The following is a 22810-nucleotide window of genomic DNA, read 5'->3' on the forward strand; positions in this document are numbered from 1 at the left end:
GCTCAGGCCCCTGGGGCGGAGTGCGCCACCGGGGTCTGGGCCGGTTGCCTGGCCGGAGTGACCAGATAGGGACGTACGCTCTTGACCAGCATGGCCATCTCGTAGCCGAGTACGGCCGCGTCGGCTTCGCGTCCGGCGAGCACGGCCAGGCAGGTGCCGGAGCCCGCGGTGGACACGAACAGCAGGGTGTCGGCGAGTTCGACCACGACCTGGCGCACCTCGCCGCCTTCGCCGAACCTGGCGCCCGCGCTGCGGGCCAGTGAGTAGAGGCCGGAGGCCAGGGCGGCCATGTGGTCGGCGCTGTCGGGTTCCAGGCCGTGCACGGACTTGACCAGTCCGTCGCAGGAGAGCAGGACCGCGCTGCGGGTGTGCGGCACGCGCTGCACCAGCCCGCTCAACAGCCAGTCAAGGTCGGATGCGTGGCCGTGGGGCACATCGCTCGCCATCGTGGATCAGACTCCTTGGGGGATACGGCGGTCGGGTAAGGGCGAGGGGGTTCGGGAGGTCATATGGAGGTCATCCGGCCGGTTCGCTCCTGTCCTGAGGGACCTGCTCGGCGGCCCGGTCCTGATACTGGTACTGGTCTTGGTGCTCGCGCTCGTGCTCGTGTGGGGGCTGGTGTTGGTCCTGGTACTGGTCTTGGTCTTCCGCGAGGCCTATGCCCCGCTGGAAGGCGGCCATCAGGCCCGGATCGTGCCCGACCAGGTGCGCGCTGTCCTGCGCTGGCGCGACAGGGCCGTTCCGCAGCTCCGGCACCATGTGCTCCTGCGCGCGCCGCTTGGGGAGCCGGGGGCGGCCCCGCTGTTCGGCGTGCCCCGGACCGTCGGCCGGCGGTCCGGCCAGCCCGTGCTCTGTGGCGGCGGCGCGGTCCTCGGTGCGGATGCCGGGTACGGCGTCGGCGGGGGTCGGCCGCTCCTCGTAGGTCGCGCGTACCGGCAGCGGAGTGCCGCCCGCGGGGGGCGGGGTCGCCTTGGCGCCGTTGGCCGCCGGGGCGTCGTCCCGGCGCGGCTGCTGCGGGAGGTGCACCGCGGTGTGGGGCTGCGGGGGCGGGGGCGGCGGCACGGCCAGCCGCGAGGGTTCCGGCAGGCTGCTGACGTGGGTGGGCTGCTGGCTCCGCTCGGGCGCGATCCCGGCGGGCGGGGCCGCCGTGGGCTGCTGGGCCGCCGTGGGCTGCTGGGTCGCCGTGGGCTGCTGGGTCGGCTGGGGCGGCTGCTGCCGTTCGGCCTGCCGCTGGATCTGCTGGACTTGCTGGACTTGCTGGACTTGCTGGCCCTGTTGAGTTTGCTGACCCTGCTGGGGCTGTTCGGCGCCGAGCACTCCCTGGGGCAGCACGACGACGGCCTGCACACCGCCGTAGATGTTGGCCTGCAAGCGCACCGCGACACCGTGCCTGCGAGCCAGCGCGGCCACCACGAACAGCCCGATGCGCCCGTCCGAGAGCAGGCTGGCGACGTTGACCTGGTCGGGGTCGCTGAGCAGGGTGTTCATCTTGTTCTGTTCGGTGACGGACATGCCGAGCCCGCGGTCCTCGACCTCGATCGCGAGCCCGGCCGTGACATGGCTGGCGCGCAGCAGTACCTGGGTGTGCGGGGCCGAGAACACCGAGGCGTTCTCGACCAGTTCGGCCACCAGGTGGATGACGTCGGCGACGGCGTGCCCGCGCAGGGTGCCGTCGATGGGGGGCACCAGCTTGACCCGTGAGTACTGCTCGACCTCGGCGATGGCGGAGCGCAGTACCTCGGTCATGGTGACCGGGTTGGACCACTGCCTGCGGGAGATGGCGCCGCCGAGCACGGCGAGGTTCTCGGCGTGGCGGCGGATGCGGGTGGCCAGGTGGTCGACGTGGAACAGGCCCTTGAGCAGCTCCGGGTCCTCGACCTCGTTCTCCAGCTCGTCCAGGAGCTGGATCTCGCGGTGCACCAGGGACTGGAGCCTGCGGGCGAGGTTGACGAAGACCTCGACCTTCTGTTCGCTGCCCGCGTGGCTGGACAGCTGGGCGGCCTGGACCACCGAGGCCACCGCCATGTCCTGGGCACGGCTCAGCTCGTCGGCGAGCAGGTCGAACTCGTCGGCCGCCGCGCTGGGGGGCGCGGCGGCGGTGCGGGCCGGTGGGCGTTCGCCCCGGCGCAGCCCTTCGACGACGCCGCGCAGTTCGGACTGGCCGCGGGCGCTGGTGCGGCGCAGAGCGGCGAGGCGGTCGAGCACGGTCTGCGCGGCGCGGCCCGCGGCGACTGCGGCGGCCGCGATCGCGGCGACGGCGACGGCCGCGGCGGCGATGAGCACCGCCCACTGGGTGGCGGTCGGCCGGGCGTCCGTCAGGCGGAGGGCGAACAGCACCGCGCCCGCTCCGCACAGAGCCACCGCGACGGCCGGGAGGACCGCGCTGCGCAGGAGTTGGCGGCGTATCTGGGCCTCGGGTGGCGGCTGGGCCGTGCTGCGGGGTCCCGGTCTGCCGTGCCGCCCGCCCTCACGGCGGTCTGCGCGTGCGGCCGGTTCACGAGGGTGAGACATCAGCGTCCTCGGATGGGGGTTCCTCTCGCCTGGGTCGGCGGGGAGGGTGCGTAGGGCTCGGCTTTCGTTGGTGAACGACGCCATGGAGGCATGACGACGTGAAGGCATACGGCATCGCGCGCGAAGGCATGCCGAGCGTCGGAAGGCGTCTCGGCGTCGCCTCAGCGAGCACACACAGTAGTCGCCAACATGTCGTGCGCGAGAGTCAGTTGGCAAAGTCCAGCGAAGAGCGTCCCACTCTGGTATGAGGCCCCGCACGGCCGAACGAATCCCTCAGGGGGCTCGCGCGCATGGCCGAGAAACGTCTGTTCTCCTGCGGTTTTCAGCCAGTACGAGAGCGGGCCCACGTCCCCGGTCCCGCACCCCGCACCCCTCCCCCACTCCTCGACACGGCCCCACCCGGACCCTGGGGGCACCCGGCCGGCACCCGGTCGGGTGCCCGGCTCGCGCCCGAGCGCGTCAATACAGAGAGTGAAACTTAGGTCGAAGGTGACGGGGGCGGAGGCGACCAGGGCCGTGGGCGGCTGCTACGCCGCCGGTGTCGGCTCGGGCTCGCCGGTGCCTTCGGGTGTGCGCGGGGAACCGGCTGGCGTCGTGTCTCCGGTGGCCGGTGACGCCGTGTCGGCCGGTGGTGCGACGCCGCGCCACCACGGCGTGCACGGCATGGTGTCCGAACCGGGCTCGAAGGGCTCGCCCGGCCGGGGCAGCGCGATGTCGACGCCCGCGCGGCGGGTCGCGGCGAGGGTGCCCTCGCCCGGCTCGGCCCACGGGTGCGGGGCCAGGTTGAAGGTGGCCCAGTGGATCGGCAGCAGGGTGCCGTGCGGCCCGCCCTGGAGGTCGAGGTGCGCGCGTACGCCTTCGTCGGGCGTCATGTGGATGTCCGGCCAGTAGTCGCTGTAGGCGCCGATCTGGATCATCGTGGCGTCGAACGGGCCGTGCCCGGCGCCGATGTCCGCGAAGCCGGGGAAGTAGCCGGTGTCCCCGCTGTGGTAGATCCGGTGGCTGTCGCCCGCGACGACCCAGGAGGCCCACAGGGTGTGCTGCTGGTTGCGCAGGCCACGGCCGCAGAAGTGCCGGGCCGGGGTCGCGGTCAGTTCGAGCCCCGCGATCTTGGTGTTCTCGTGCCAGTCGAGCTCGCGCAGCCGGTCCGTGCCGACGCCCCAGCGTTCCAGGTGGGCGCCGACGCCGAGCGGCACCGCGAAGACCGTGTCCGTGCCCGCCAGGGCCTTGATCGTGGGGAGATCCAGATGGTCGTAGTGGTCGTGCGAGATGACGACGGCGTCGACGGGGCCCAGCGCGGCCAGCGGCAGCGGCACCGGGTGCAGCCGCTTGGGGCCGACGAAGGAGAAGGGCGAGCAGCGCTCGCCCCACACCGGGTCGAAAAGCACCCTCCTGCCGTCGATCTCGGCCAGCACGCTGGAGTGGCCCATCCAGGTCAGCCGCAGTCCGCTGGCCGGTGGGCGGGCCAGGTCGGCGAGGGTGGTGGCGTGCACGGGGACCGGCCCGGCGGGCGCGCGGCGGGCGCGCTCCTCCTTGCGGAAGTACCGCCTCGCGAGCTCCACCGCGGAACCGGTGGGCCGTACGGACACCCCGACCGGGTTCTGGAACTGCCCTCGGGCGAAATGCGGCGATCGTCGGATACGGGCGAGCCGCTCGCCCGTCGCGTCCGCGCCGAAGGCCTCGGGCCGCCGCGCGCGGAGTCCGGAGCGCAGGGATTGCTTGGCCGTCACGAGACCTCCTGGTGGGTCGCTCAGAGTTTCATTATGGCCACGCACACGGACACAGCGCGGCCAGCCGGGCGACCGCCGCCACGCGAGACACCGGTCCCATGCCTGCTCAACGTGCGGGGCGGCTCAGGGATTCCGCTGCCGGTGATCCAGACCTACGCGCTGCTCGTGTCCCGCACGGGTGTCAGGTGCGGCCGCTTCGCCGACACGTGGTCGCCGGAGGACTCGCCGCGCAGTCGCCGCCCGATCCAGGGCACCAGGTACTCGCGCGCCCACTGGATGTCGTCGCGCCGGTCCTCCAGGGCCCCGCGCGGCGGCAGCGGCGGCCATTCCTGGTCGGGGTCGGCCGGAACCTCGAGGCCGAGCACCTGACCGGCGCGCAGGGCGACCCGCGTGTGCCCTTCGGCCGAGAGATGCAGCCGGTCGTCGTCCCAGGCCCGACGGTCCTGTACGGACTTCAGCGACCACAGGTCGAGCACCGGGCAGCCGTAGCGGTCCGCGATGGCCCGGACGTGCGCGGTGTAGGTGGCGACCTTGCCCCGCAGATGGCGCAGCACGGGGACGCCCCGCGTGTCGAACCCGGTCGTCACCATGACGGTCTCGACCGAGTTCGTGAGGTCGGCGACCGCCCGCTCGAAGCGTTCGGCGACGTCGTCGGGGTCGCTGCCGGGCCGGATGATGTCGTTGCCGCCCGCGCAGAAGCTCACCAGCTCAGGGGCGAGCTCCTTGGCGCGCGGCACCTGGTCGTCGACGATCTGGTCGAGGAGTTTGCCGCGTACGGCGAGGTTGGCGTAGCGGAAGGAGTGCTCGGGGTGGCGGTCGGCGAGCAGGACGGCGAGCCGGTCGGCCCAGCCGACGTAGGCGCCGTCGGGGCCGGGGTCGCCGACGCCTTCGGTGAAGCTGTCGCCGACAGCCACGTACGACCCGAATACGTCAGTCGCGTCACTGCGGATGGGGGATGTCGAATCGTGGTCCACGTCGCCTTATCTTTCACCTATCGGTGTGACTTACGCGACCGTAGCCAGGTCTTGACGGCGGGTGAGATATGCCACCGACATCGACGCGCGCGTGCAGGAATAGACGGGGAGACGGAAGACGGGAACAGGGCGGGTACGTCATACGCGCGACGGCCGGGACCCCGTGGCGGGGTTCCGGCCGTCGCGTTCCGCCGTGGGCGGCGCCGTGGCGTCAGATGGAGACGCCGTGCGAGCGCAGGTACGCGAGCGGGTCGACGTCCGAGCCGTAGCCGGGGCCGGTGCGGATCTCGAAGTGCAGGTGCGGTCCGGTGGAGTTGCCGGTGGAGCCGACCAGGCCGATCTGCTGGCCGCCGGACACCCGCTGTCCCGCGGAGACGCCGAGCGAGGACATGTGGGCGTACTGCGAGTAGTGGCCGTCGGCGTGCCGGATGACGACCTCGTTGCCGTACGAGCCGCTCCAGCCCGCGGACACCACGGTGCCCGCGCCGACCGCCTTGATGGGCGTGCCCGTGGGGGCGGCGAAGTCGGTGCCGGTGTGGTAGCCGCTGGACCACATGGCGCCGGCGGTGCGGTACTGGGTGGAGATGCCCGCGGCGACCGGGGCGGTGAAGCCCGTGGTGGTGGCGGCGGGCTTCGTGGACCGGGACGCGGTGCTGCGCGACGTGGCGGTCTTGGACTTGGACTTGGACTTGGCCTCGGTCTTGGACTTGGCCTCGGTCTTGGACTTGGCCTCGGTCTTGGACTTCGGCTTGGCGTGGCTCCCGGCCTTGGCCTTGGGCTTCGCGTGGCTCTTCGGCTTGGCGTGGCTCTTCGGCTTGGCCTGCGTCTTGGCCGGGGCGCTCGCCGGGGCGGAGGCCTCCGCGTCGAGCTTCAGCTCCGTACCGGGGAAGATCAGCCCCGGATCGTCGCCGATGACCGAGCGGTTGTCCTGGTAGAGCTGCTGCCAGCCACCGTCGACGCGCTCCTGGTAGGCGATACGGGACAGGGAGTCGCCCGGCACCACGGAGTAGGTGCGCGCGGAGGCCCGCTGCGCGGCGTCGGGGGCGGCGGTCGCGGCGGCCTGCGGAGCGGCGGCGGGCGCGGTCCGCGCCACCGTGGCCGGTGCGGCCTCGGGGGTGCTCTGGGGCATGGTGGCCGTAGCCGCGGCGGGCGCGGCCTGCGCGCTGTTGGCGGCGAACAGCGGCAGCGCGAGCGCGGCGCCACCGGTGCCGACGGCGGCGAACTGGCGGCTGATCCGTGTGGACTTGGGTCGGCGGTGCTTACCCTTCGCGGGCATGGCGAGTTCCTCTCCGGCGCCTGCGAGGTGAGCTGTCGGGTTCGGGCTGGAGCTGCCCGGCCGCGCTCTCACGCGGCTTCACCCCAAGCCGCTCCGGAGTCCCGGAACGGCGTTCTACCGTGGGTCCCCCGCTCCTGCCGTGGACGGGTGGGTGTGCGGAGTCCGGACGGCGGCAGGATTGGGCGTCCACCCGGACGTCGGCGACCGTAAGCGAGTGGGAACCGCGGAGACAAGCAGTTGGTTCCAGCCCCACGGGCCACAGCCGCTGCGGCTATGCGCCTCCCGTGACGCTCCGTTGATGGGTCACTCCCACCATCCGCGCATCCGTGGGGAGTTGAGGCGGGGCGTAGGCAACAGACCGTCACGAATATGATCCCGCTCACCAGCGAGACGCCATAGCCCGTTATTCCAGGGCTAGTTACCGCGAACAGTCTGAATCGGGCATTTGACCCTTAGGGCGCATGAGGTCTCATCGGTGTCACGTCGGGACAGGTGGTTGACGCAGGCATCGATGTCATACCGATGTCGTATCGTCGAAGACGCGCCCCGCGGGCGAGCAGCGCCGGCGGCTTACTGGGAGGAGCCCCCGTGACGCAGCAGGTCCCGTCGACCGAGCCCGAGCTGGCCGGAGTGCGCAATTTCCGCGATGTCGCCGGGCTGCCGACCGTGGACGGCAGGCGGGTACGGGCCGGGCGGCTCTTCCGCAGCGGCCACCTCGCGCACGCCACCGAGACCGACGCCGCGTTCCTGGCCTCGCTCGGACTGCATACGATCTTCGACTTCCGCAACGCCGCGGACCAGCGGCTCGAGGGCCCCGACATCGCACTCCCCGGCGTGCGGAACGTGAACCTGCCGCTGACCGACCCAGCCGACGGCGCGGAGTTCTGGAAGATGGTCCGGGACGGCGAGATAGCGGAGCTGCGCGCGGCCCTGGCCGACGGACAGGCCGCGGACCGGATGCTCACCACGTACCGCATGATCATCAAGGAGCGGACCGCCGAGCACAGCCGGGTGCTGCACGCCCTGGCCGACGACAGCGTGCCCGCGCTGATGCACTGCGCGGCGGGCAAGGACCGCGCGGGCCTGTCGATCGCCGTCACCTTGCTCGCCGTGGGCGTCGAGCGCTCCGCCGTCCTCACCGACTACCTGGCGTCGAACGCCGCCCACCGCCGCTACAAGGTACAGCGCGGCGACGGCGGTGCGAGCGCGATGTCGCCCGAGGTCATGGAGCTGCTCAGCCCGCTGTTCGACGCGCGCGCCGAGTACCTTCAGGCGGCGTTCGACACGATCGAGGAGACCTGGGGCTCCGTCGACCGCTACCTCGAAGAGGGGCTGCGGCTGACGCCCGACACGCGCGAGCGCCTGCGCGAGCAGCTCCTGGACTGACCGTCGGCCACGGCTTCGGGCGGCCGCCGCTCCGGGCTACTGGTTCTGTGCGCCCAGTACGAACAGCAGGTAGACGAACGCCGCGAACACATGGCCGACGGCCACATAGACGATCAGCCGGACCCAGAGCGCGCGGGGGAACTTCTCTTCCATGGACCTGGGTCTGGGCCTGGGCCTGGGCCTGGGCCCAGGGCTGGCCACGGCATCGGACGTGTGGGCGGGCCGCTCGGGCTCGGTCATGTCGCGTCTCCGGTGATCCGGTGACCCGTGGCCGCGCCGAGGCACAGCGCGTCCGTCGGGCTCTGCAGCAGGGTGTGGACGAACAGCAGCTCGGCGCCGCCCCGGTCGGCGGCGGCGATCCGGTGCGGGGTGAGCGAGTCGAAGTGGGCGCTGTCGCCGGGCCGCAGCACGTGCGCCGAGTCCCCGAGCCGCAGCCGCAGCGTCCCGGCCAGCACGTACAGCCACTCCTCCCCCGGATGCACCCGCACGATGTCGCCCTGCGCCCCGTGCGGCACCCGCACCCGCAGCGCCTGCATGCCCCGGCCGGGCGCCCCGGCCTGCCGGTAGCTCCAGCCGCCCGCGACGGTCGCCTCCTGCGCGTCCCCGCGCAGCACCGCGTCCCGGTCGGTGACGCGTTCCCCGAGCAGCTCCGAGACCGTCGTCCCGTACGTACGGGCGAGCACGAGCAGCGTCGGCAGGGACGGCTGGCGCTGCCCGGTCTCCAGCCGGGAGAGATGCGCGGGTGAGAGCTGGGCCGCGGCGGCCGCGGCCTCCAGCGTGAGCGAGGCGCGCCGCCGCAGGGCGTGGAGCTGCGGGGCCACGGCGGGCAGCTCGCCCCCCGCACCGCTGGGCGCGGAAAGCCCGGCGGGCCCGGCGGGTCTGGCGGGCTCGGAAGGTTCAGCGGGTTCGGCGGGTTCGGCGGGGTCAGCGGGGTCGGCGGGACTCATGCAGCCGATTGAGCCAGACTCTTACCCTTCAGGCAATTTTCTTGCCCCAGAGGCAAATCACGCGCAAGCAGGCCGAGCAAGCCGTCAGCGCTGGGCGACCGCCTGCTTCACCAGGGTCCTGCCGAAGTCCCACATGAGCCCGCCGCCGTGCGCCTCGTCCATGACCGCGGTGAAGGCCGTGACGAAGCGGTCCACGTCCGCCTCGTCGATGATCAGCGGCGGGATCAGCTTGATCACCTCCAGGTGGTCGCCGGAGACCTGGGTGAGGATCCGGTGCTTCTGGAGCAGCGGTACGACCACCATCTGCGCGAACAGCCCCTTGCGCGCGGCCTGGAGCGCCGCCCACCGGGTGCGCAGCTTCAGCGACGAGGGCTTCCCGAACTCGATGCCGATCATCAGCCCGCGCCCGCGTACCTCGTGCAGCAGCTCGTACCGGTCGACGAGCGCGGCGAGCCGCGACGTCAGCAGCTCGCCCATGGCGCGGGCGTGTGCGACGACGTCCGCGTTCGCCATGACGGACAGCACCGCGAGCCCCGCCGCCATCGCCTGGGCGTTGGCGCCGAAGCTCGCCGAGTGCACCAGCACCCGGTCCATGGACGAGTAGACCTTCTTGAAGATCCAGTCCTTGCCGAGGGTCGCTCCCACCGGTACGTAGCCGCCCGAGAGCGCCTTCGCCACGCAGACCAGGTCGGGTTCCACGCCGTCCTCGTGCTGGTAGGCGTAGAAGTCACCGGTCCTGCCGATGCCGGTCTGCACCTCGTCGGCGATCAGCAGCGCCCGGTTTTGGTGCAGCAGTTCCTGGGCGGCGCGCAGATAGCCGGGGGGCGGCGTGTGCACGCCCTTGCCCTGGATCGGCTCGACGATCAGACCCGCGACGTCCCCGCGCTTCAGCTCCCGCTCCAGCGCCGCCAGGTCGCCGAGCCGCACGGCCGTGTCCGGCAGCAGCGGCGCGAAGCCGTCGCGGAACCCGGCCTCGCCGTTCACCGAGAGGGAGCCGGTGGTCAGCCCGTGGAAGGCGTGCGCGCAGTACAGGATCCTGGGCCTGCCGGTCGCGTACCGGGCGAACTTCAGCGCGGTCTCCACGGCCTCGGTGCCGCTGTTGCCGAAGAACACCCGGTCCAGGTGCGGGCTGTGGCTCAGCAGCCGCTCGGCGAGCAGGCCCGGCAGGGGCTGGCAGTCGAAGCGGGTGAGGTCGGCGAGCGAGGCGTCCAGGACGTCGTGCAGCGCCTGGCGGACGACGGGGTGGTGGCGGCCGAGGCCCATCACCCCGAACCCGGCGAGCATGTCCAGGTAGTCGTTGCCCTCCGCGTCCCAGAAGTGCGCGCCCTCGGCCCGCTCGTAGACCTTGTCGAAGCCGATGGTGTGCAGCATGCGCGGCAGCTGGTGGTTGAGGTGCCGTGCGTGCAGCTCGTACCGCTCCGACCCGCGCTCGGCCAGCAGCCTGCCCAGGTCGAACTCCTCGTGCCCGGACGGCCTCGCCGACTCGGCAGTCGTCATACGACCCTCTCCTTACCCGCGTCGCTCTCCATGCTGGCGTCGCCCTCCATACTGGAGTCGCCCTCCATACTGGCGTCGCTCTCCGTACCCGCGTCGCTCGCCCGGTTCGCGTCCGCGCGCGCGATGCTCGCGCCGATCCGCCCGGCGATGTCCACCGGGGTGAGCCCGATGTCGGCCAGCACCTCGCCCCGCTTGGCGTGTTCCAGGAACCGCTCGGGGATGCCGAAGGTCCGCAGCGGCAGATCCACTTCCGCGTCGGACAGCGCCTGGCCGACCGCCGCGCCCACTCCGGACGTACGGCAGTTGTCCTCGACGACCGCCACCAGGCGGTGCCGCCCGGCCAGCCGGGGCAGCTCGGCGTCGACGGGCTTGGCCCAGCGCGGGTCGACGACGGTGCAGCCGATCCCCCGCGACTCCAGCAGCTCGGCCGCCTGCAGGCACACCGGCGCCATCACCCCGACCCCGACCAGCAGCACCCGCGGATCGGCCGCCCGGTGCAGGACGTCCATGCCGCCGACCCGGTCGACGGCCGGGATCTCGGGCCCCACGGACTCCTTGGGGTACCGGATCAGGGTCGGTGCGTCGTGTACGTCGACCGCCTCGCGCAGCTGCGCCCGCAGCTGCGCGGCGTCGCGTGGCGCCGCGATCCGCAGTCCGGGCACTGCCTGGAGCAGCGACAGGTCCCACATGCCGTTGTGCGAGGGCCCGTCGACTCCGGTGACACCGGCCCGGTCCAGGACGAAGGTGACCGGGCACCGGTGCAGGGCGACGTCCATGAGCAGCTGGTCGAAGGCGCGGTTCAGGAAGGTCGCGTAGAGCGCGACCACCGGGTGCAGTCCGCCGGTGGCGAGTCCCGCGGCGGACACGGCGGCGTGCTGTTCGGCGATCCCGACGTCCCAGATCCGGTCCGGGAACCGCTCGGCGAACCCGGTGAGCCCCACCGGGTGCAGCATGGCCGCCGTGATCGCCACGACGTCCGGGCGCTCCTCGGCGATCGCCGTGATCTCGTCGCCGAACACCGAGGTCCACGAGGGACCGCCCGACGGGGCCAGCGGCTCGCAGGTCAGCGGGTCCATCGCGCCGACCGTGTGGAACCGGTCGGCGTCGTCGGCGAGCGCGGGCTGGTAGCCGCGGCCCTTCTCGGTGCGGCAGTGCACCAGGACCGGGCCGTGGAAGCGTCTGGCGCGGCGCAGCGCCGACTCGACGGCGCCGATGTCGTGCCCGTCGACGGGTCCCACGTACTTCAGCCCCAGGTCCTCGAACATGCCCTGCGGCGCGAACGCGTCCTTGAACCCCTTCTTCGCGCCGTGCAGTGACTCGTACAGCGGCTGTCCGACCACGGGGGTGCGTTGCAGTACGTCCTTGCCCCAGGCCAGTACCCGCTCGTAGCCGTCGGTGGTGCGCAGGGTGGCCAGGTGGTCGGCCAGGCCGCCGATGGTGGGGGCGTAGGAGCGTTCGTTGTCGTTGACGACGATGATCAGCGGCCGGTCCTCGGCGGCGGCGATGTTGTTCAGCGCCTCCCAGGCCATGCCGCCGGTCAGCGCGCCGTCGCCGACGACGGCGACGACATGGCCCGCCTCGCCCCGTACCTGGCGGGCCTTGGCCAGGCCGTCCGCCCAGCCGAGCGCGGTGGAGGCGTGGCTGTTCTCGACGATGTCGTGGCCGGACTCCGCACGCGACGGGTAGCCGGACAGGCCGCCCTTGCCGCGCAGTTTGGAGAAGTCCTGCCGTCCGGTGAGCAGTTTGTGCACATAGCTCTGGTGCCCGGTGTCCCAGACCAGGCGGTCGGCCGGTGAGTCGAAGGCCCGGTGCAGGGCGATGGTCAGCTCCACCACGCCGAGGTTGGGTCCCAGGTGCCCGCCGGTGCGGGCGACCGCCCGCACCAGGAACTCCCGGATGTCCTCGGCGAGTTCGCCGAGTTGTTCGTCGCTCAGCGTCTTCAGGTCACGTGGCCCGCGGATGGTCTCCAGCAGCGTCATGCTCGGCCCCCTCGTCGCTCTCCCGGTGCTCCGGGATCTCTCCCGGTGTCCGGCCCGCGTCACCGCGGGCCCGTCGGCCCCGTACCGCCGACGTCACCCGCGGATTCCTCCGGCGGTCTCGCGGGCCGCGCGCAGCGACTCCTTGAGGGAGCCCATGGTGGCGAGCACGGCGGTCGGCTCGTATCCGCAGTGCGCCATGCAGTTGTCACAGCGCGGGTCCCGGCCGCGGCCGTACTTGTCCCAGTCGGTCTCCTCGACCAACTCCCGGTAGGTGGGCACGTATCCGTCGCTCATCAGGTAGCAGGGCCGCTGCCAGCCGAACAGCGAGTAGTTGGGGATGGCCCACGCGGTGCACGGGAAGTCGACCTTGCCCTCGAGGAAGTCGAGGAAAAGCGGCGAGTGGTTGAGCCGCCAGCGCCGCCGGTTGCCCCCGGCGAAGGCCTTCCGGAACAGCTCGCGGGTCTGCTCGACGCCGAGGAAATGGTCCTGGTCCGGGGCCTTCTCGTACGCGTAGGCGGGCGACAGCATCATCTCGTCGACCTGGAGGTCGTCGTTGAGGAAGTTGAGCACCTCGATGATGGTCTGCGGGGTGTCGGTGTTGAAGAACGTCGAGTTGGTGGTGACGCGGAAGCCGCGCCGCTTGGCCTCCTTGATGGCCGCCACCGCCTCGTCGAAGACCCCTTCCTTCGCCACGGACTCGTCGTGCCGCTCCCGCATCCCGTCGATGTGCACGGCGAACGCGAAGTACGGGGAGGGAGTGAACTTCTCGATCTTCTTACGCAGCAGCATGGCATTGGTGCAGAGGAACACGTATTTCTTCCTGGCCACCAACTGCCGGACGATCTCGTCGATCTGAGGGTGCATCAACGGCTCGCCGCCGGCGATGGACACCATCGGCGCTCCGGACTCGAGCACCGCGCCCACAGCCTGTGCGACGGGCATCCGCTGCTTGAGCACTCCGGCCGGGTGCTGGATCTTCCCGCAGCCCTCACAGGCGAGGTTGCAGGCGAAGAGCGGTTCCAGCTCGACGATCAGCGGGAACTTGTCCCGCTTGCGGAGCTTCTGTTCAGCGAGATATGTCGCGACCTTGATGGACTGACGAATCGGCATGGCCATCTGGCTCACCTCCGGGGGAGCAGCAAAGAACGGTGCCATTCAGAGAAAGCGGGAAGTACGGCACGAAGAACGCGGAAGGCTGATATTCCACCGCGTACCGTGCTGATACGGACCAGTTCATGTTCTGGAGCGTCCACGATCACCCGTACGGCCGCAACCGGGCGCGGCCCCGAGCGGATCGCGCTGTGCAGCGTCGCCGCGGACTCCATGTCCACCGCGATCGCGCCGTCGGCCAGCAGCTGTGCGCGCTCCTGGCCGCGTACGACATGGTCGGAGCCGGTCATCGGGCCGGTGTGCACGGTGTGTCCGGGCACCGCCCGGACCAGCTCCCGCAGCAGCGGCCCGGTGCCGACGCAGGGGACGGCCGCGCCGTCGGGCGAGCGGGTCTCGTCGGCGACCACCAGGTCGCCCGGATGCATGCCGGGCGCCAGGCCCGCGCAGAAGCCGGTGGCGATGACCGCCGCGTGCCGCAGGGCGGGGTCGCCGAGCGCGCGGGTGACGCTGCGCTCGGCCGCCTTGGGTCCCATGCCGGTACGCAGCAGGGTGACCGGGCCGGGTGCGCCGCCGCGGTCGCCGCCGCGCAGGGCGAGCCGCTCGATGCCGAGCGCGCAGGCGACCAGCAGCGGGCGCACGGGCCCGGCGGCGGGCTCTTCGATGGCGGTCATCACTCCCCCCGGCGGTCGGTCCCGTGCAGATACCGGCCCAGCGCGGTGAGCGGGAAGACCTGGCGGTAGAGGTGGTAGTTGATGGAGAAGTCCCAGGGGAAGCCGGTGCCGGTGAAGTACGGCTCGTCCCAGGAGCCGTCCGCGCGCTGGGTGCTGGCGAGCCAGTCGACGGCCCGCCGTACGCTCGGCGCGTCCCGCTCCCCCGCCGCGAGCAGCGCGAGCAGCGCCCAGCCGGTCTGCGAGGCCGTGGACTCGCCGCGCGCGACCCAGTCGGGGTCGCGGTAGGAGCGCAGGTCCTCGCCCCAGCCGCCGTCGTCGTTCTGTACGGACTCCAGCCAGCCGACCGCGCGCCGGATCGCCGGGTGCGCGGCGGGCAGCCCCGCGGCCGTCAGGGCGGGCACCACGGACCCGGTCCCGTAGAGGTAGTTGACGCCCCAGCGGCCGAACCAGGAGCCGTCCGCCTCCTGTTCGGCCAGCAGCCACTCGACGCCGCGGCGGGCGCGCGGGTGGTGGGCCTGGCCCTCGTGGGCGAGCATCTCCACGACGTGCGCGGTGACGTCGGCCGACGGCGGGTCGACGACCTCGCCGAAGTCGCAGAACGGCAGGCGGTTCGGGAAGCGGCTGGTGTTGTCGGCGTCGAAGGCGCCCCAGGCGCCGTTCTTGGACTGCATGTGCGCGGTCCAGCGGACGCCGCGGCCGATGGCCGCCTCGACGCGTGCGCGGTCGGGGTGCTTGACCCGACGCAGCGCCAGCAGCACCTCGGCGGTGTCGTCGATGTCCGGGTAGTTGTCGTTGTGGAACTCGAACGCCCAGCCGCCTGGCTCCAGTCCCGGCCTGCGCACCGACCAGTCGCCCGGCCGGTCGATCTGCTCGCCCAGCATCCAGTCGGCGGCCCGCACCAGTTGCGGATGGTCGGCGGGCACCCCGGCGTCGGCCAGCGCGATGGTGGCCAGACAGGTGTCCCAGACCGGGGACTGGCAGGCCTCGATCATGCGGGCGCCGTCCTCGCGCCATACGGCGAACCGGTCCAGCGAGGCGAGTCCCTCGCGCAGTACGGGGTGGTCCAGGTCGTAGCCGAGCAGATGCAGGGCGATCACCGAGTACACGGCGGGCGGCTGGATGCCGCCCCAGCAGCCGTCGTTCTCCTGCCGCTCGATGATCCAGCGGGCGGCGGACCGCATGGCGGCCTTGCGCAGCGGGCGCACCGCGACCCGGTGGTAGCCGTGCAGGATCTTGTCGAGCCGCTGAAAGAGGCCTTCCCAACTGCCCATCGGGGCGAGGGGCTTGGCCGGGTTGGGGGTACGGGCGTCGGTGTGGAGTTCGTCGAGCGGGAAGGGCGCGGGGCGTACCGGGCGCTTGGCCGAGACGATGGTGAGCGGCACGATGGTCTGGCGCGCCCAGCAGCCGAAGTCGTAGATGTTGAGCGGCGCCCAGGCGGGCAGGTAGATCAGCTCCGGCGGCAGTTCGGGCAGGTCGTCCCACTTCCACCAGCCGAACAGGGCCAGCCAGATCCGGGTGAAGACCCGGCTGGCGGCGATGCCGCCGTTCGCCCTGATCCAGGCGGAGGCCTTCGCCATGTGCGCGGCGTCCGGCGCGTCACCGGCCAGCCGGAGCGCCACATAGGCCTCGACGGTGGCGGAGAGTTCGCCGGGGCCGCCGTAGAAGGTGGCCCAGGCGCCGTCCGGGCGCTGCTCGCCGCGGATGAAGAGCGCGGCGGCGCGGGTGGTCCGCTCGTCCCGGATGCCGAGGAACTGGCGCAGCAGCAGGTCTTCGGCGTCCATGGTGACGTTGGTCTCCAGGTCGCCCTTCCACCACCCCGCGGTGTCCTGCCGGGTGAGGAGAAAGTCGATCGCCCGCTCGGCGGCCCGCCGCGCCTGCTCGTCGGCGGCGGGCGCCGTCGTGGTCTCGCTGGCCGATGGCGCCCGGTGCGGCGGGGCTCCGGTGCTTCCGTCGGTCGTCGCTGTCATGGCTTCCCCTTCGTGCAGTTGGCGTGCTGCTGGGTGTGCGGTCGACCGGCTGACGCGGACGGCGTAGGCGGCGACTGCTAGGGGGGCGTGCGGTCACCCCCTGAAGAAGCGCATATGAGGTGGATGGCGATCATCTCTTCCGTACGACGACGAAGTCGGCGAGTGCCGTCAGCTGGGCCCGCACCCGGTCCGGCATGTCCACGGCGTCCAGCGCCTCCAGGGCGACGGTGTGCTGCCTGCGGGCCTCCTGGGCGGTCCAGTCGCGGCCGCCGGCCTCCTCGATCAGGGCGGCGCGGGCGGCGAACTCCTCCTCCGAGAAGGAGTCGAAGTCCGGGCTCTTGGCGTCGGCCGCGAGCAGCTCGGCGAGCCGCTCGGAGGCCGGGCCGCCCGCGTCGAGCGCGGCCACCACGGGCAGCGACTTCTTGCGCTGGCGCAGGTCGCTCCAGGTCTGTTTGCCGGTGGCCTCCGGGTCGCCCCAGATGCCCAGCAGGTCGTCCACGGCCTGGAAGGCGAGGCCGAGGTGGTAGCCGTACTTCTCCAGCACGTCCGCCGTGCGGTCGTCGGCGCCGCCGAGCACCGCGCCGATGGACACCGCGCAGGCCAGCAGGGCGCCGGTCTTGTTGCCCTCCATCTCCAGGCACTCCAGGACGGAGACCCGCTCGCGGTGTTCGTAGGAGATGTCCTGGGCCTGGCCGTCGATCAGGGAGCGGGTCGCGGTGGTGAGCCTGCGGGTCGCGCGGCCCGCCTCGACGGTGCCGATCTCCAGCAGGATCTCGTTGGCGAGGGCGAACAGGGCGTCGCCGACCAGGATCGCCTGGGCGGGTCCGTGCACCTTCCAGACGGTGTCCCGGTGGCGGCGCTGTTCGTCGCCGTCCATCAGGTCGTCGTGCAGCAGCGAGAAGTTGTGCACGAGCTCCACGGCGACCGCGCCGGGTACGCCGACCTCCGGAGCCGCTCCGGCCGCCTCGGCGGAGAGCAGGGCGAGTGCGGGGCGTACGGCCTTGCCGCCGTCGCCCGCGGACGGCCGCCCCTCGGCGTCGATCCAGCCGAAGTGGTAGGCCGCGACGGTGTCCATGGGAGGCGCGAGCCGGTCGACGGCGGCGCGCAGGACCGGCGTGGCCATGGTCCGGCCACGCTCGAGAAGCGCGGTCACCTCTGCGGCGTCGGTAGCCGTGGGGGCCGAAGGCACTGGCGGCACACTCTCTCCTCTGGATCCTCTTGGTCCGGTTGGTCCGGTACGGGTGCTGCTGCTCATGCCGCCTCCTGGAAAAGATGGTCATGGGGGCGACCGAGTGCGAGGAGGGCGGCTCGGGCGGCTTCGCTGCCGCTGCGTACCGCGCCCTCCATGGTCGCGGGCCAGCCGGTGGCCGTCCACGCGCCGGCCAGGTACAGGCCCGGAGCCCGAGTGCGGGCGCCGGGCCTGAGCCGGCCCACGCCGGGCGTGGGGGCGAACGTCGCCGTCCGCTCTCGGGTGACGAAGAAGTCGCGTACGCCGGCGCCGCGGGCGGCGGGCAGCAGCCGCTCCAGCTCCGGGAGGTAGCGCTGGCGCAGCGCGGCGACCGGTGCGTCGATCTCGTCCTGGGCGGCGGACTGGGACAGCGCGAGGTACTGGCCGCCGCCGCGCAGTCCGGAGGTGTCGGTGCGGTCGAAGACCCACTGGACGGGGCTGCCGACCGCGGCGAAGAAGGGCCGCCTGAGTACCGTGCGGTCGTAGACGACGTGAACGTTCAGGATCGGCGCGGTGCCGATGTCGAGGAGCGCGCCGGGGTGGTCGAGCGCGCCGTCGGGGAGCAGGTCGTGCGTCTCGCGCTGCGGTACGGCGAGCACCACCGCGTCGGCGTCGAGGCGCTCGGCGGTGGTGTCCACGCGCCAGCGCCCGTCGTCGCCGCGGCCGACGCGGGTGACGCGGGCGCGGGTCTCGGTCCGTACCCCGGCCCGGTCCAGCGCCTTGCGGGCGAGGGTGTCGTGCAGGTCGCCGAGCGGCACACGGGCCCAGCCGATGTCGGCGGCGCCGGGCTGGGAGAGCAGTCCGGTCTTGAAGACCATGGCGGCCAGGCCCAGCGAACAGCCGTCCGCGGTGGCGTTCATCGTGGCGACGCCGACCAGGTCCCATACGGACTCGATGGCGCGCGGCGACTGGCCGTGGCGGGCCAGCCAGCTCCCGAAGTCCTGGTCGTCCAGGGCGGGGTCGGCCGGGTCGAGGTTCTTGAGGGCGAGGGCGGCGCGTCCCACGCCCGCCCGCTCGGCGAGCGAGAGGTGCGGGTACGTCGACAGGCTCGCGGCCAGGTGCAGCGGCACCGGGAGCCCGGTCCTGCGCAGCCGTCCGAGCCGCGGCCCGCGGCCGTTCGCCGTGGTGACCGGGCTTTCGGGGTCGAGTACGGGCACGTCGAGGCGGTGCTGCAGCGGGGCGAGCGCGGCGCCGTCCACGCGGTCCAGGAACCAGCGGTAGGCCGTGCAGCAGCGCAGATAGACGTGCTGGCCGTTGTCGACGGTGAGTTCGCCGCGCTGGAAGGAGAAGGCGAGTCCGCCGAGCCGCGGCCGCCCTTCGAGCAGCGTCACCCGGACCCCCGCGTCGGCCAGCGCGAGCGCCGCGGTGATCCCCGCGAGCCCGCCGCCGACGACCACGGCGGACGTCGTGCGGGCAGGCTCACGTCGTGGGGCGCGCGACGGGTTCTCGTACGCGGTCATACGCCCTCCCCTTCGGCCCCGCCGCCGAAGATCACGGGGCGGGCCGTCGCAGTGGGGGACGCGGTCGGGCGGCGGAGGGTTGCCCGCCGCTTGTCGGGGCGGCCGCGCGTCTCGGGGCGGGTCATGACGCCCTCCGGGCGGAGAGCCGGGAGACGTGCCGGGCGTCGAAGCCGGTGAGGCCGCGCACGGCGACGTACGCCTTCTCGCGGCCCGGCAGCGAGACCCGGCCGCTGAGCACGGCCTCGGGCTCGCGCTCGATCCGGTCGAGCAGGCGGCGGTAGATCCCGGCCATGGCGGCGACGCAGGCGCCGCTGCGCCGGTCCAGCATGGGCAGCAGCCGGTAGCCCTCGGCGAACAGGGCACGGGCCCGGCGCGCCTCGAAGTGCACCAGGCCCGCGAAGTCCGCGCCGGGCGGCGGCTCGGCGCCCGAGAACCCGGCGGAGCAGCCGAACTTGGCGAGGTCGTCGGCGGGCAGATAGGTGCGTCCGCCGTCGGCGTCCTCGCGGACGTCCCGGAGGATGTTCGTGAGCTGGAGGGCCAGGCCGAGCGTATCGGCGTACTCGGAGGCGCGTTCGACGTCCCGCGCGCCCGGCTCCGTACCGAACACGCCGAGCGAGAGGCGTCCGATGGAGCCCGCGACGCAGCGGCAGTAGTCCTTGAGGTCGTCCCAGGTCTCGTAGGTACGGCCGTGTACGTCCATCAGGACGCCGTCGATGAGTTCGTCCAGTCCGCCGAGCGGCAGCGGAAACCGCCGCGCGGCATGGCTGAGGGCGACCGCCACCGGGTCCGTGTCGTCCTCTTCCACGGCGCCCGCGCGCACCCGCCCGAGCAGCGCACGGGCGTCGCCCAGGCGGGCGGCCTTGACCTCGGGTTCCAGGACGCCGTCGCCGATGTCGTCCACCCGCCGCGAGAAGGCGTACAGCGCCGACATCGCGCGCCGCTTGGCCGGGGGCAGCAGTCTGACGCCGTACGCGAAGTTACGGGCCTGCTGCCCGGTCACGGCCTCGCAGTAGCGGTACGCGGCCTGCACCGGCGCGGACACCTGGGTCCTGCCGTCCACTGCGTCGCTCACCCCTCTCCTCGCAGCGCCGCGCCCACTTCCCGCAGCCGCCGTGCCTTGCTGGACTTCGGCGGTCCGGGAAGTACGTCGTGTCCCGCGGCCTCGATCGCTCGCAGGGCCGCGCGCCCCCCGCCCACGAATCCGCCGAGCAGCAGTCTGAGCCTGCCGTGCACGCTACCCACCAGCGGGGTCCCTTCATTCAGGAGGCGCCAGGCGCGTTCCGCCTCGTAGGCGACCAGTGCGCGCACCGACGCGTTCGCGGTGCGGGCGGCGAGGTCGGCCTCGGTGACCGAGAAGCGTTTCATGTCCTCGGCCGGAAGGTAGACGCGGTCTCTGGCCAGGTCCTCGCTGACGTCCTGGAGGTGCTCCACGATCTGCAGGGCGGTGCAGATCGCGTCGGAGCGGCGCGTCCGCTCGGGGCTCTCGGCGCCGGTGATCGCCAGGACGAGCCTGCCGATCGGGTTGGCGGAGAGCTCGCAGTACGCCAGCAGGTCGTCGTAGGTCTCGTAGCGGCTGACCAGCTGGTCCTGGCGGTTGGCCGCGATCAGGGCGAGGAAGGGCTCGGGGGTCAGTCCGTGCCGTCGCACGGTCGGCCGCAGGGCTCGCAGCAGGGGGTGGCGGGGCGCCCCGCCGCTTGGGCCGCCGGAGTCGCTCGGGCCGCCGGAGTCGTCCGCGCCGTCGAAGACGCGGAGCAGGTCGGTCTCGAAAGCGTCCAGCATCGCCAGCCGGTCCGCCCCGCTCTCGGCGGCCGTGACGCCCGCCGCACCCTGTGCGACCTGGAGGGACACTCCCAGCGCGCGGGCGTCGGCATCGCCGGGGGCGAGATCGCCGTCGCCGATGTCGTCGACCAGGCGGGCGAAGCCGTATACGGCGATCAGATCGGCACGCCAGGCGCGCGGCAGAAAGAAGGGGGCCACCGGGAAGTTCTCGTCGGCTGCCTTGTCGAGCGTCGCGCGCGGTTGGACGCCGGAGCCCGCCACTCGGCTCCCCGTCACCGTGCGCTGCCTGGGCCGCGGACGGCGAAAGCCTCGCGGAGCTGGGAGTCTTCCGTAGCCATTGCCGTCATGTCTCCCGTTCTACACCGTCCACCTAATACGCCCCATTTCGGACACGCCGCTGACTGATCCAGCTTACGTTGTCCAGCCCCGGCCGGTGTGACGGGGTCGCTCCACGCGTCACGACAACACCCCCAGTGATGCCAACATTCCCCGCACGGAGCGTAGTTGACCAAGGAAAAGCCCCGCTAGTGGTTAACCGGCGGGGCGGTGGCGGCGGCCTGTCCCAGGCCCGCCTATTTCGCGGTGAACTTCTCGTACTCCTTGAGCACCTCGTCGGTGGCGCCGTCCATCCTCAGTTCGCCGTGTTCCAGCCACAGCACCCGGTCACAGGTGTCCCGGATCGACTTGTTGTTGTGGCTGACCAGGAAGACCGTTCCGGCCTGCTTGCGCAGCTCGCGGATCCGGTCCTCGGAGCGCCTTTGGAACTTGCGGTCGCCGGTGGCCAGCGCCTCGTCGATCATGAGGACGTCGTGATCCTTGGCGGCCGCGATGGAGAAGCGCAGGCGGGCGGCCATGCCGGAGGAGTAGGTGCGCATGGGCAGGGTGATGAAGTCGCCCTTCTCGTTGATCCCGGAGAAGTCGACGATGTCCTGGTAGCGCGCCTTGATCTGCTCGCGTGTCATGCCCATCGCGAGCCCGCCGAGGATGACGTTCCGCTCGCCGGTCAGGTCGTTCATCAGGGCCGCGTTCACGCCAAGCAGCGAGGGCTGGCCGTCGGTGTAGACCTTGCCCTTCTCGGCGGGCAGCAGCCCGGCGATGGCCCGCAGCAGCGTGGACTTTCCGGAGCCGTTCGACCCGATCAGACCGATCGCCTCGCCGCGGTAGGCGGTGAAGGAGACCCCTCTGACCGCGTGCACCTGGCGCACGCCGGGGGACTCGCCGCGCCGGATGATGCGGTGCAGCGCCGCGGTGGCGCTGCCCTTGCCGCCGCGCCCCGCGTTCACCCGGTAGACGATGTGCAGACCGTCCGCGATGACGGTCGGGACGCGCGCGCCCGCTGTCTGCTCAGCCACGGCCGTACCGCTCCTCTGCCTTCCAGAAGTACACGAAGCCCAGCACGCCGACCAGCAACGCCCAGGCCACCGCGACGGTCCAGACGTGCGGCGGCAGGTACTCGGCGCCGTAGTCGCCGATCATCGCGAACCGGACCAGGTCTATGTAGACCGCGGCCGGATTCCACTGCAGGACGTCCACGGCCCAGCCGGGCACGCTCTCCTTCTCCGCGAGCATCGCGGGGATGGAGTACATCACGCCCGACGCGTACATCCAGGTACGCAGCACGAACGGCATCAGCTGCGCCAGGTCGGGCGTCTTGCTGCCCATCCGGGCGAAGACCAGCGCGAGTCCGGTGTTGAAGACGAGCAGCAGCACGAGGGCGGGCACCACCAGGAGCCACGACCAGGCGGGGTAGATGCCGAACCCGATCATGATCGCGACGAGCACGCCCATGGAGACCAGCGTCTGCTGGAGCTGCTGGATCGAGAACGAGATCGGCAGCGCGGCCCGCGGGAAGTGCAGCGCGCGCACCAGACCGAGGTTTCCGGAGATCGCCCGGACACCGGCCAGCACGGAAGACTGGGTGAACGTGAAGACGAAGACGCCGGTCACCAGGAACGGCACATAGATATCGTGCGGGATGCCTCTGCGGGCGTTGAGCAGCAGGCCGAAGATGAAGAAGTAGACGGCGGCGTTCAGCAGCGGGGTCGCCACCTGCCACAGCTGGCCGAGCTTGGCCTGGCTGTACTGGGCGGTGAGCTTCGCCTGCGAGAACGCGAGGATGAAATGGCGACGCCCCCACAGCTGGCGGACGTAGTCGAGCAGACCGGGTCGGGCGCCGCTCTGGCTCAGCCCGTACTTGGCGGCCAGCTCGGCGCCGGAGAGCCCGTCATCGGGCGACGGTGGCATGGTCACCGCGACACCGCCGTCATGCGTTGTCTCACTCACAAGTGGAAACTT

General features: G+C 72.1%; 19 protein-coding genes and 1 riboswitch. Of the genes, 1 reads left to right on the top strand and 18 read right to left on the bottom strand.

The features are described from left to right. Positions 1-2: 2 nt before the first annotated feature. The 5 genes from ACX6XY_RS14775 to ACX6XY_RS14795 form a co-directional block, all read right to left on the bottom strand. Positions 3-446 carry a roadblock/LC7 domain-containing protein gene (locus ACX6XY_RS14775; RefSeq protein ID WP_460330250.1) on the bottom strand — a complete coding sequence of 148 codons (444 nt, stop codon included), beginning with the start codon at positions 444-446 and terminating at the stop codon, positions 3-5. Positions 447-516: 70 nt separating this feature from the next. Next, a complete protein-coding gene (locus ACX6XY_RS14780) occupies positions 517-2511 on the bottom strand; it encodes an ATP-binding protein (protein WP_460330253.1) in 1995 nt (664 codons plus the stop codon). Between the two features lie 527 nt (positions 2512-3038). Then, complete coding sequence (locus tag ACX6XY_RS14785) at positions 3039-4241, bottom strand: MBL fold metallo-hydrolase (RefSeq protein ID WP_460330256.1); 1203 nt, start codon at positions 4239-4241, stop codon at positions 3039-3041. A 152-nt stretch (positions 4242-4393) separates the two neighbouring features. Continuing rightward, positions 4394-5215 carry an SGNH/GDSL hydrolase family protein gene (locus ACX6XY_RS14790; RefSeq protein WP_460330258.1) on the bottom strand — a complete coding sequence of 274 codons (822 nt, stop codon included), beginning with the start codon at positions 5213-5215 and terminating at the stop codon, positions 4394-4396. 211 nt (positions 5216-5426) lie between these two features. Further along, positions 5427-6491: a M23 family metallopeptidase gene (locus ACX6XY_RS14795; RefSeq protein WP_460330260.1), complete on the bottom strand. Its 1065-nt coding sequence runs from the start codon at positions 6489-6491 to the stop codon at positions 5427-5429. A 4-nt stretch (positions 6492-6495) separates the two neighbouring features. Beyond that, positions 6496-6651: riboswitch (cyclic di-AMP (ydaO/yuaA leader) on the bottom strand. Positions 6652-7079: 428 nt separating this feature from the next. On the opposite strand from ACX6XY_RS14795, the gene ACX6XY_RS14800 reads away from it, so the two are divergent. Beyond that, the gene (locus ACX6XY_RS14800) at positions 7080-7877 is read left to right on the top strand and encodes a tyrosine-protein phosphatase (protein WP_460330263.1); all 798 of its coding nucleotides are present in this window, start codon (positions 7080-7082) and stop codon (positions 7875-7877) included. Positions 7878-7913: 36 nt separating this feature from the next. On the opposite strand, the gene ACX6XY_RS14805 is transcribed toward ACX6XY_RS14800, so the two are convergent. The 13 genes from ACX6XY_RS14805 to ACX6XY_RS14865 all read right to left on the bottom strand — a co-directional run bounded on the left by ACX6XY_RS14805 (position 7914) and on the right by ACX6XY_RS14865 (position 22798). After that, on the bottom strand, positions 7914-8030 hold the full coding sequence (locus ACX6XY_RS14805) for a DUF6126 family protein (RefSeq protein WP_460330266.1): 117 nt from the start codon (positions 8028-8030) through the stop codon (positions 7914-7916). Between the two features lie 83 nt (positions 8031-8113). Further along, a complete protein-coding gene (locus tag ACX6XY_RS14810) occupies positions 8114-8824 on the bottom strand; it encodes a helix-turn-helix domain-containing protein (protein WP_460330268.1) in 711 nt (236 codons plus the stop codon). An 84-nt stretch (positions 8825-8908) separates the two neighbouring features. Beyond that, positions 8909-10321, bottom strand: a complete 1413-nt coding sequence (locus ACX6XY_RS14815) for an aspartate aminotransferase family protein (RefSeq protein WP_460330271.1) — start codon at positions 10319-10321, stop codon at positions 8909-8911. Next, a complete protein-coding gene (gene dxs / locus ACX6XY_RS14820; RefSeq protein ID WP_460330274.1) occupies positions 10318-12300 on the bottom strand; it encodes a 1-deoxy-D-xylulose-5-phosphate synthase in 1983 nt (660 codons plus the stop codon). The genes ACX6XY_RS14815 and dxs overlap by 4 nt, the downstream gene beginning before the upstream one ends. A 93-nt stretch (positions 12301-12393) precedes the next feature. Then, positions 12394-13416, bottom strand: coding sequence for an adenosyl-hopene transferase HpnH (gene hpnH, locus ACX6XY_RS14825; RefSeq protein WP_460330277.1), 1023 nt, complete (start codon positions 13414-13416; stop codon positions 12394-12396). Between the two features lie 5 nt (positions 13417-13421). After that, a complete protein-coding gene (locus ACX6XY_RS14830) occupies positions 13422-14081 on the bottom strand; it encodes a phosphorylase family protein (RefSeq protein WP_460330280.1) in 660 nt (219 codons plus the stop codon). Then, positions 14081-16048: a squalene--hopene cyclase gene (shc, locus tag ACX6XY_RS14835; RefSeq protein ID WP_460330283.1), complete on the bottom strand. Its 1968-nt coding sequence runs from the start codon at positions 16046-16048 to the stop codon at positions 14081-14083. Before shc ends, ACX6XY_RS14830 begins: the two co-directional genes overlap by 1 nt. 130 nt (positions 16049-16178) lie before the next feature. After that, on the bottom strand, positions 16179-17303 hold the full coding sequence (locus ACX6XY_RS14840; RefSeq protein ID WP_460330285.1) for a polyprenyl synthetase family protein: 1125 nt from the start codon (positions 17301-17303) through the stop codon (positions 16179-16181). After that, complete coding sequence (gene hpnE, locus ACX6XY_RS14845) at positions 17300-18736, bottom strand: hydroxysqualene dehydroxylase HpnE (RefSeq protein WP_460330288.1); 1437 nt, start codon at positions 18734-18736, stop codon at positions 17300-17302. The genes ACX6XY_RS14840 and hpnE overlap by 4 nt, the downstream gene beginning before the upstream one ends. 121 nt (positions 18737-18857) lie before the next feature. Then, complete coding sequence (hpnD, locus tag ACX6XY_RS14850; protein WP_460330291.1) at positions 18858-19808, bottom strand: presqualene diphosphate synthase HpnD; 951 nt, start codon at positions 19806-19808, stop codon at positions 18858-18860. Further along, the gene (hpnC, locus tag ACX6XY_RS14855; protein WP_460330293.1) at positions 19805-20791 is read right to left on the bottom strand and encodes a squalene synthase HpnC; all 987 of its coding nucleotides are present in this window, start codon (positions 20789-20791) and stop codon (positions 19805-19807) included. Before hpnC ends, hpnD begins: the two co-directional genes overlap by 4 nt. Before the next feature lie 296 nt (positions 20792-21087). Beyond that, positions 21088-21867 (bottom strand): ABC transporter ATP-binding protein, encoded by a 780-nt coding sequence (locus ACX6XY_RS14860; protein WP_460330295.1) that lies wholly within the window; start codon positions 21865-21867, stop codon positions 21088-21090. Beyond that, entirely contained in the window at positions 21860-22798 is a 939-nt protein-coding gene (locus tag ACX6XY_RS14865; protein ID WP_460330297.1) for an ABC transporter permease, read from the bottom strand. The genes ACX6XY_RS14860 and ACX6XY_RS14865 overlap by 8 nt, the downstream gene beginning before the upstream one ends. Positions 22799-22810: the final 12 nt, after the last annotated feature.

Source organism: Streptomyces sp. O3 (assembly GCF_054788135.1).

Bases quoted from the DNA above. Each gene is read 5' to 3' on its own strand.
- ACX6XY_RS14775 (WP_460330250.1), bottom strand. From the start codon at position 446: ATGGCGAGCGATGTGCCCCACGGCCACGCATCCGACCTTGACTGGCTG.
- ACX6XY_RS14780 (WP_460330253.1), bottom strand. From the start codon at position 2,511: ATGTCTCACCCTCGTGAACCGGCCGCACGCGCAGACCGCCGTGAGGGC.
- ACX6XY_RS14795 (WP_460330260.1), bottom strand. From the start codon at position 6,491: ATGCCCGCGAAGGGTAAGCACCGCCGACCCAAGTCCACACGGATCAGC.
- ACX6XY_RS14805 (WP_460330266.1), bottom strand. From the start codon at position 8,030: ATGGAAGAGAAGTTCCCCCGCGCGCTCTGGGTCCGGCTGATCGTCTAT.
- ACX6XY_RS14810 (WP_460330268.1), bottom strand. From the start codon at position 8,824: ATGAGTCCCGCCGACCCCGCTGACCCCGCCGAACCCGCCGAACCCGCT.
- ACX6XY_RS14815 (WP_460330271.1), bottom strand. From the start codon at position 10,321: ATGACGACTGCCGAGTCGGCGAGGCCGTCCGGGCACGAGGAGTTCGAC.
- dxs (WP_460330274.1), bottom strand. From the start codon at position 12,300: ATGACGCTGCTGGAGACCATCCGCGGGCCACGTGACCTGAAGACGCTG.
- hpnH (WP_460330277.1), bottom strand. From the start codon at position 13,416: ATGGCCATGCCGATTCGTCAGTCCATCAAGGTCGCGACATATCTCGCT.
- ACX6XY_RS14830 (WP_460330280.1), bottom strand. From the start codon at position 14,081: ATGACCGCCATCGAAGAGCCCGCCGCCGGGCCCGTGCGCCCGCTGCTG.
- shc (WP_460330283.1), bottom strand. From the start codon at position 16,048: ATGACAGCGACGACCGACGGAAGCACCGGAGCCCCGCCGCACCGGGCG.
- ACX6XY_RS14840 (WP_460330285.1), bottom strand. From the start codon at position 17,303: ATGAGCAGCAGCACCCGTACCGGACCAACCGGACCAAGAGGATCCAGA.
- hpnE (WP_460330288.1), bottom strand. From the start codon at position 18,736: ATGACCGCGTACGAGAACCCGTCGCGCGCCCCACGACGTGAGCCTGCC.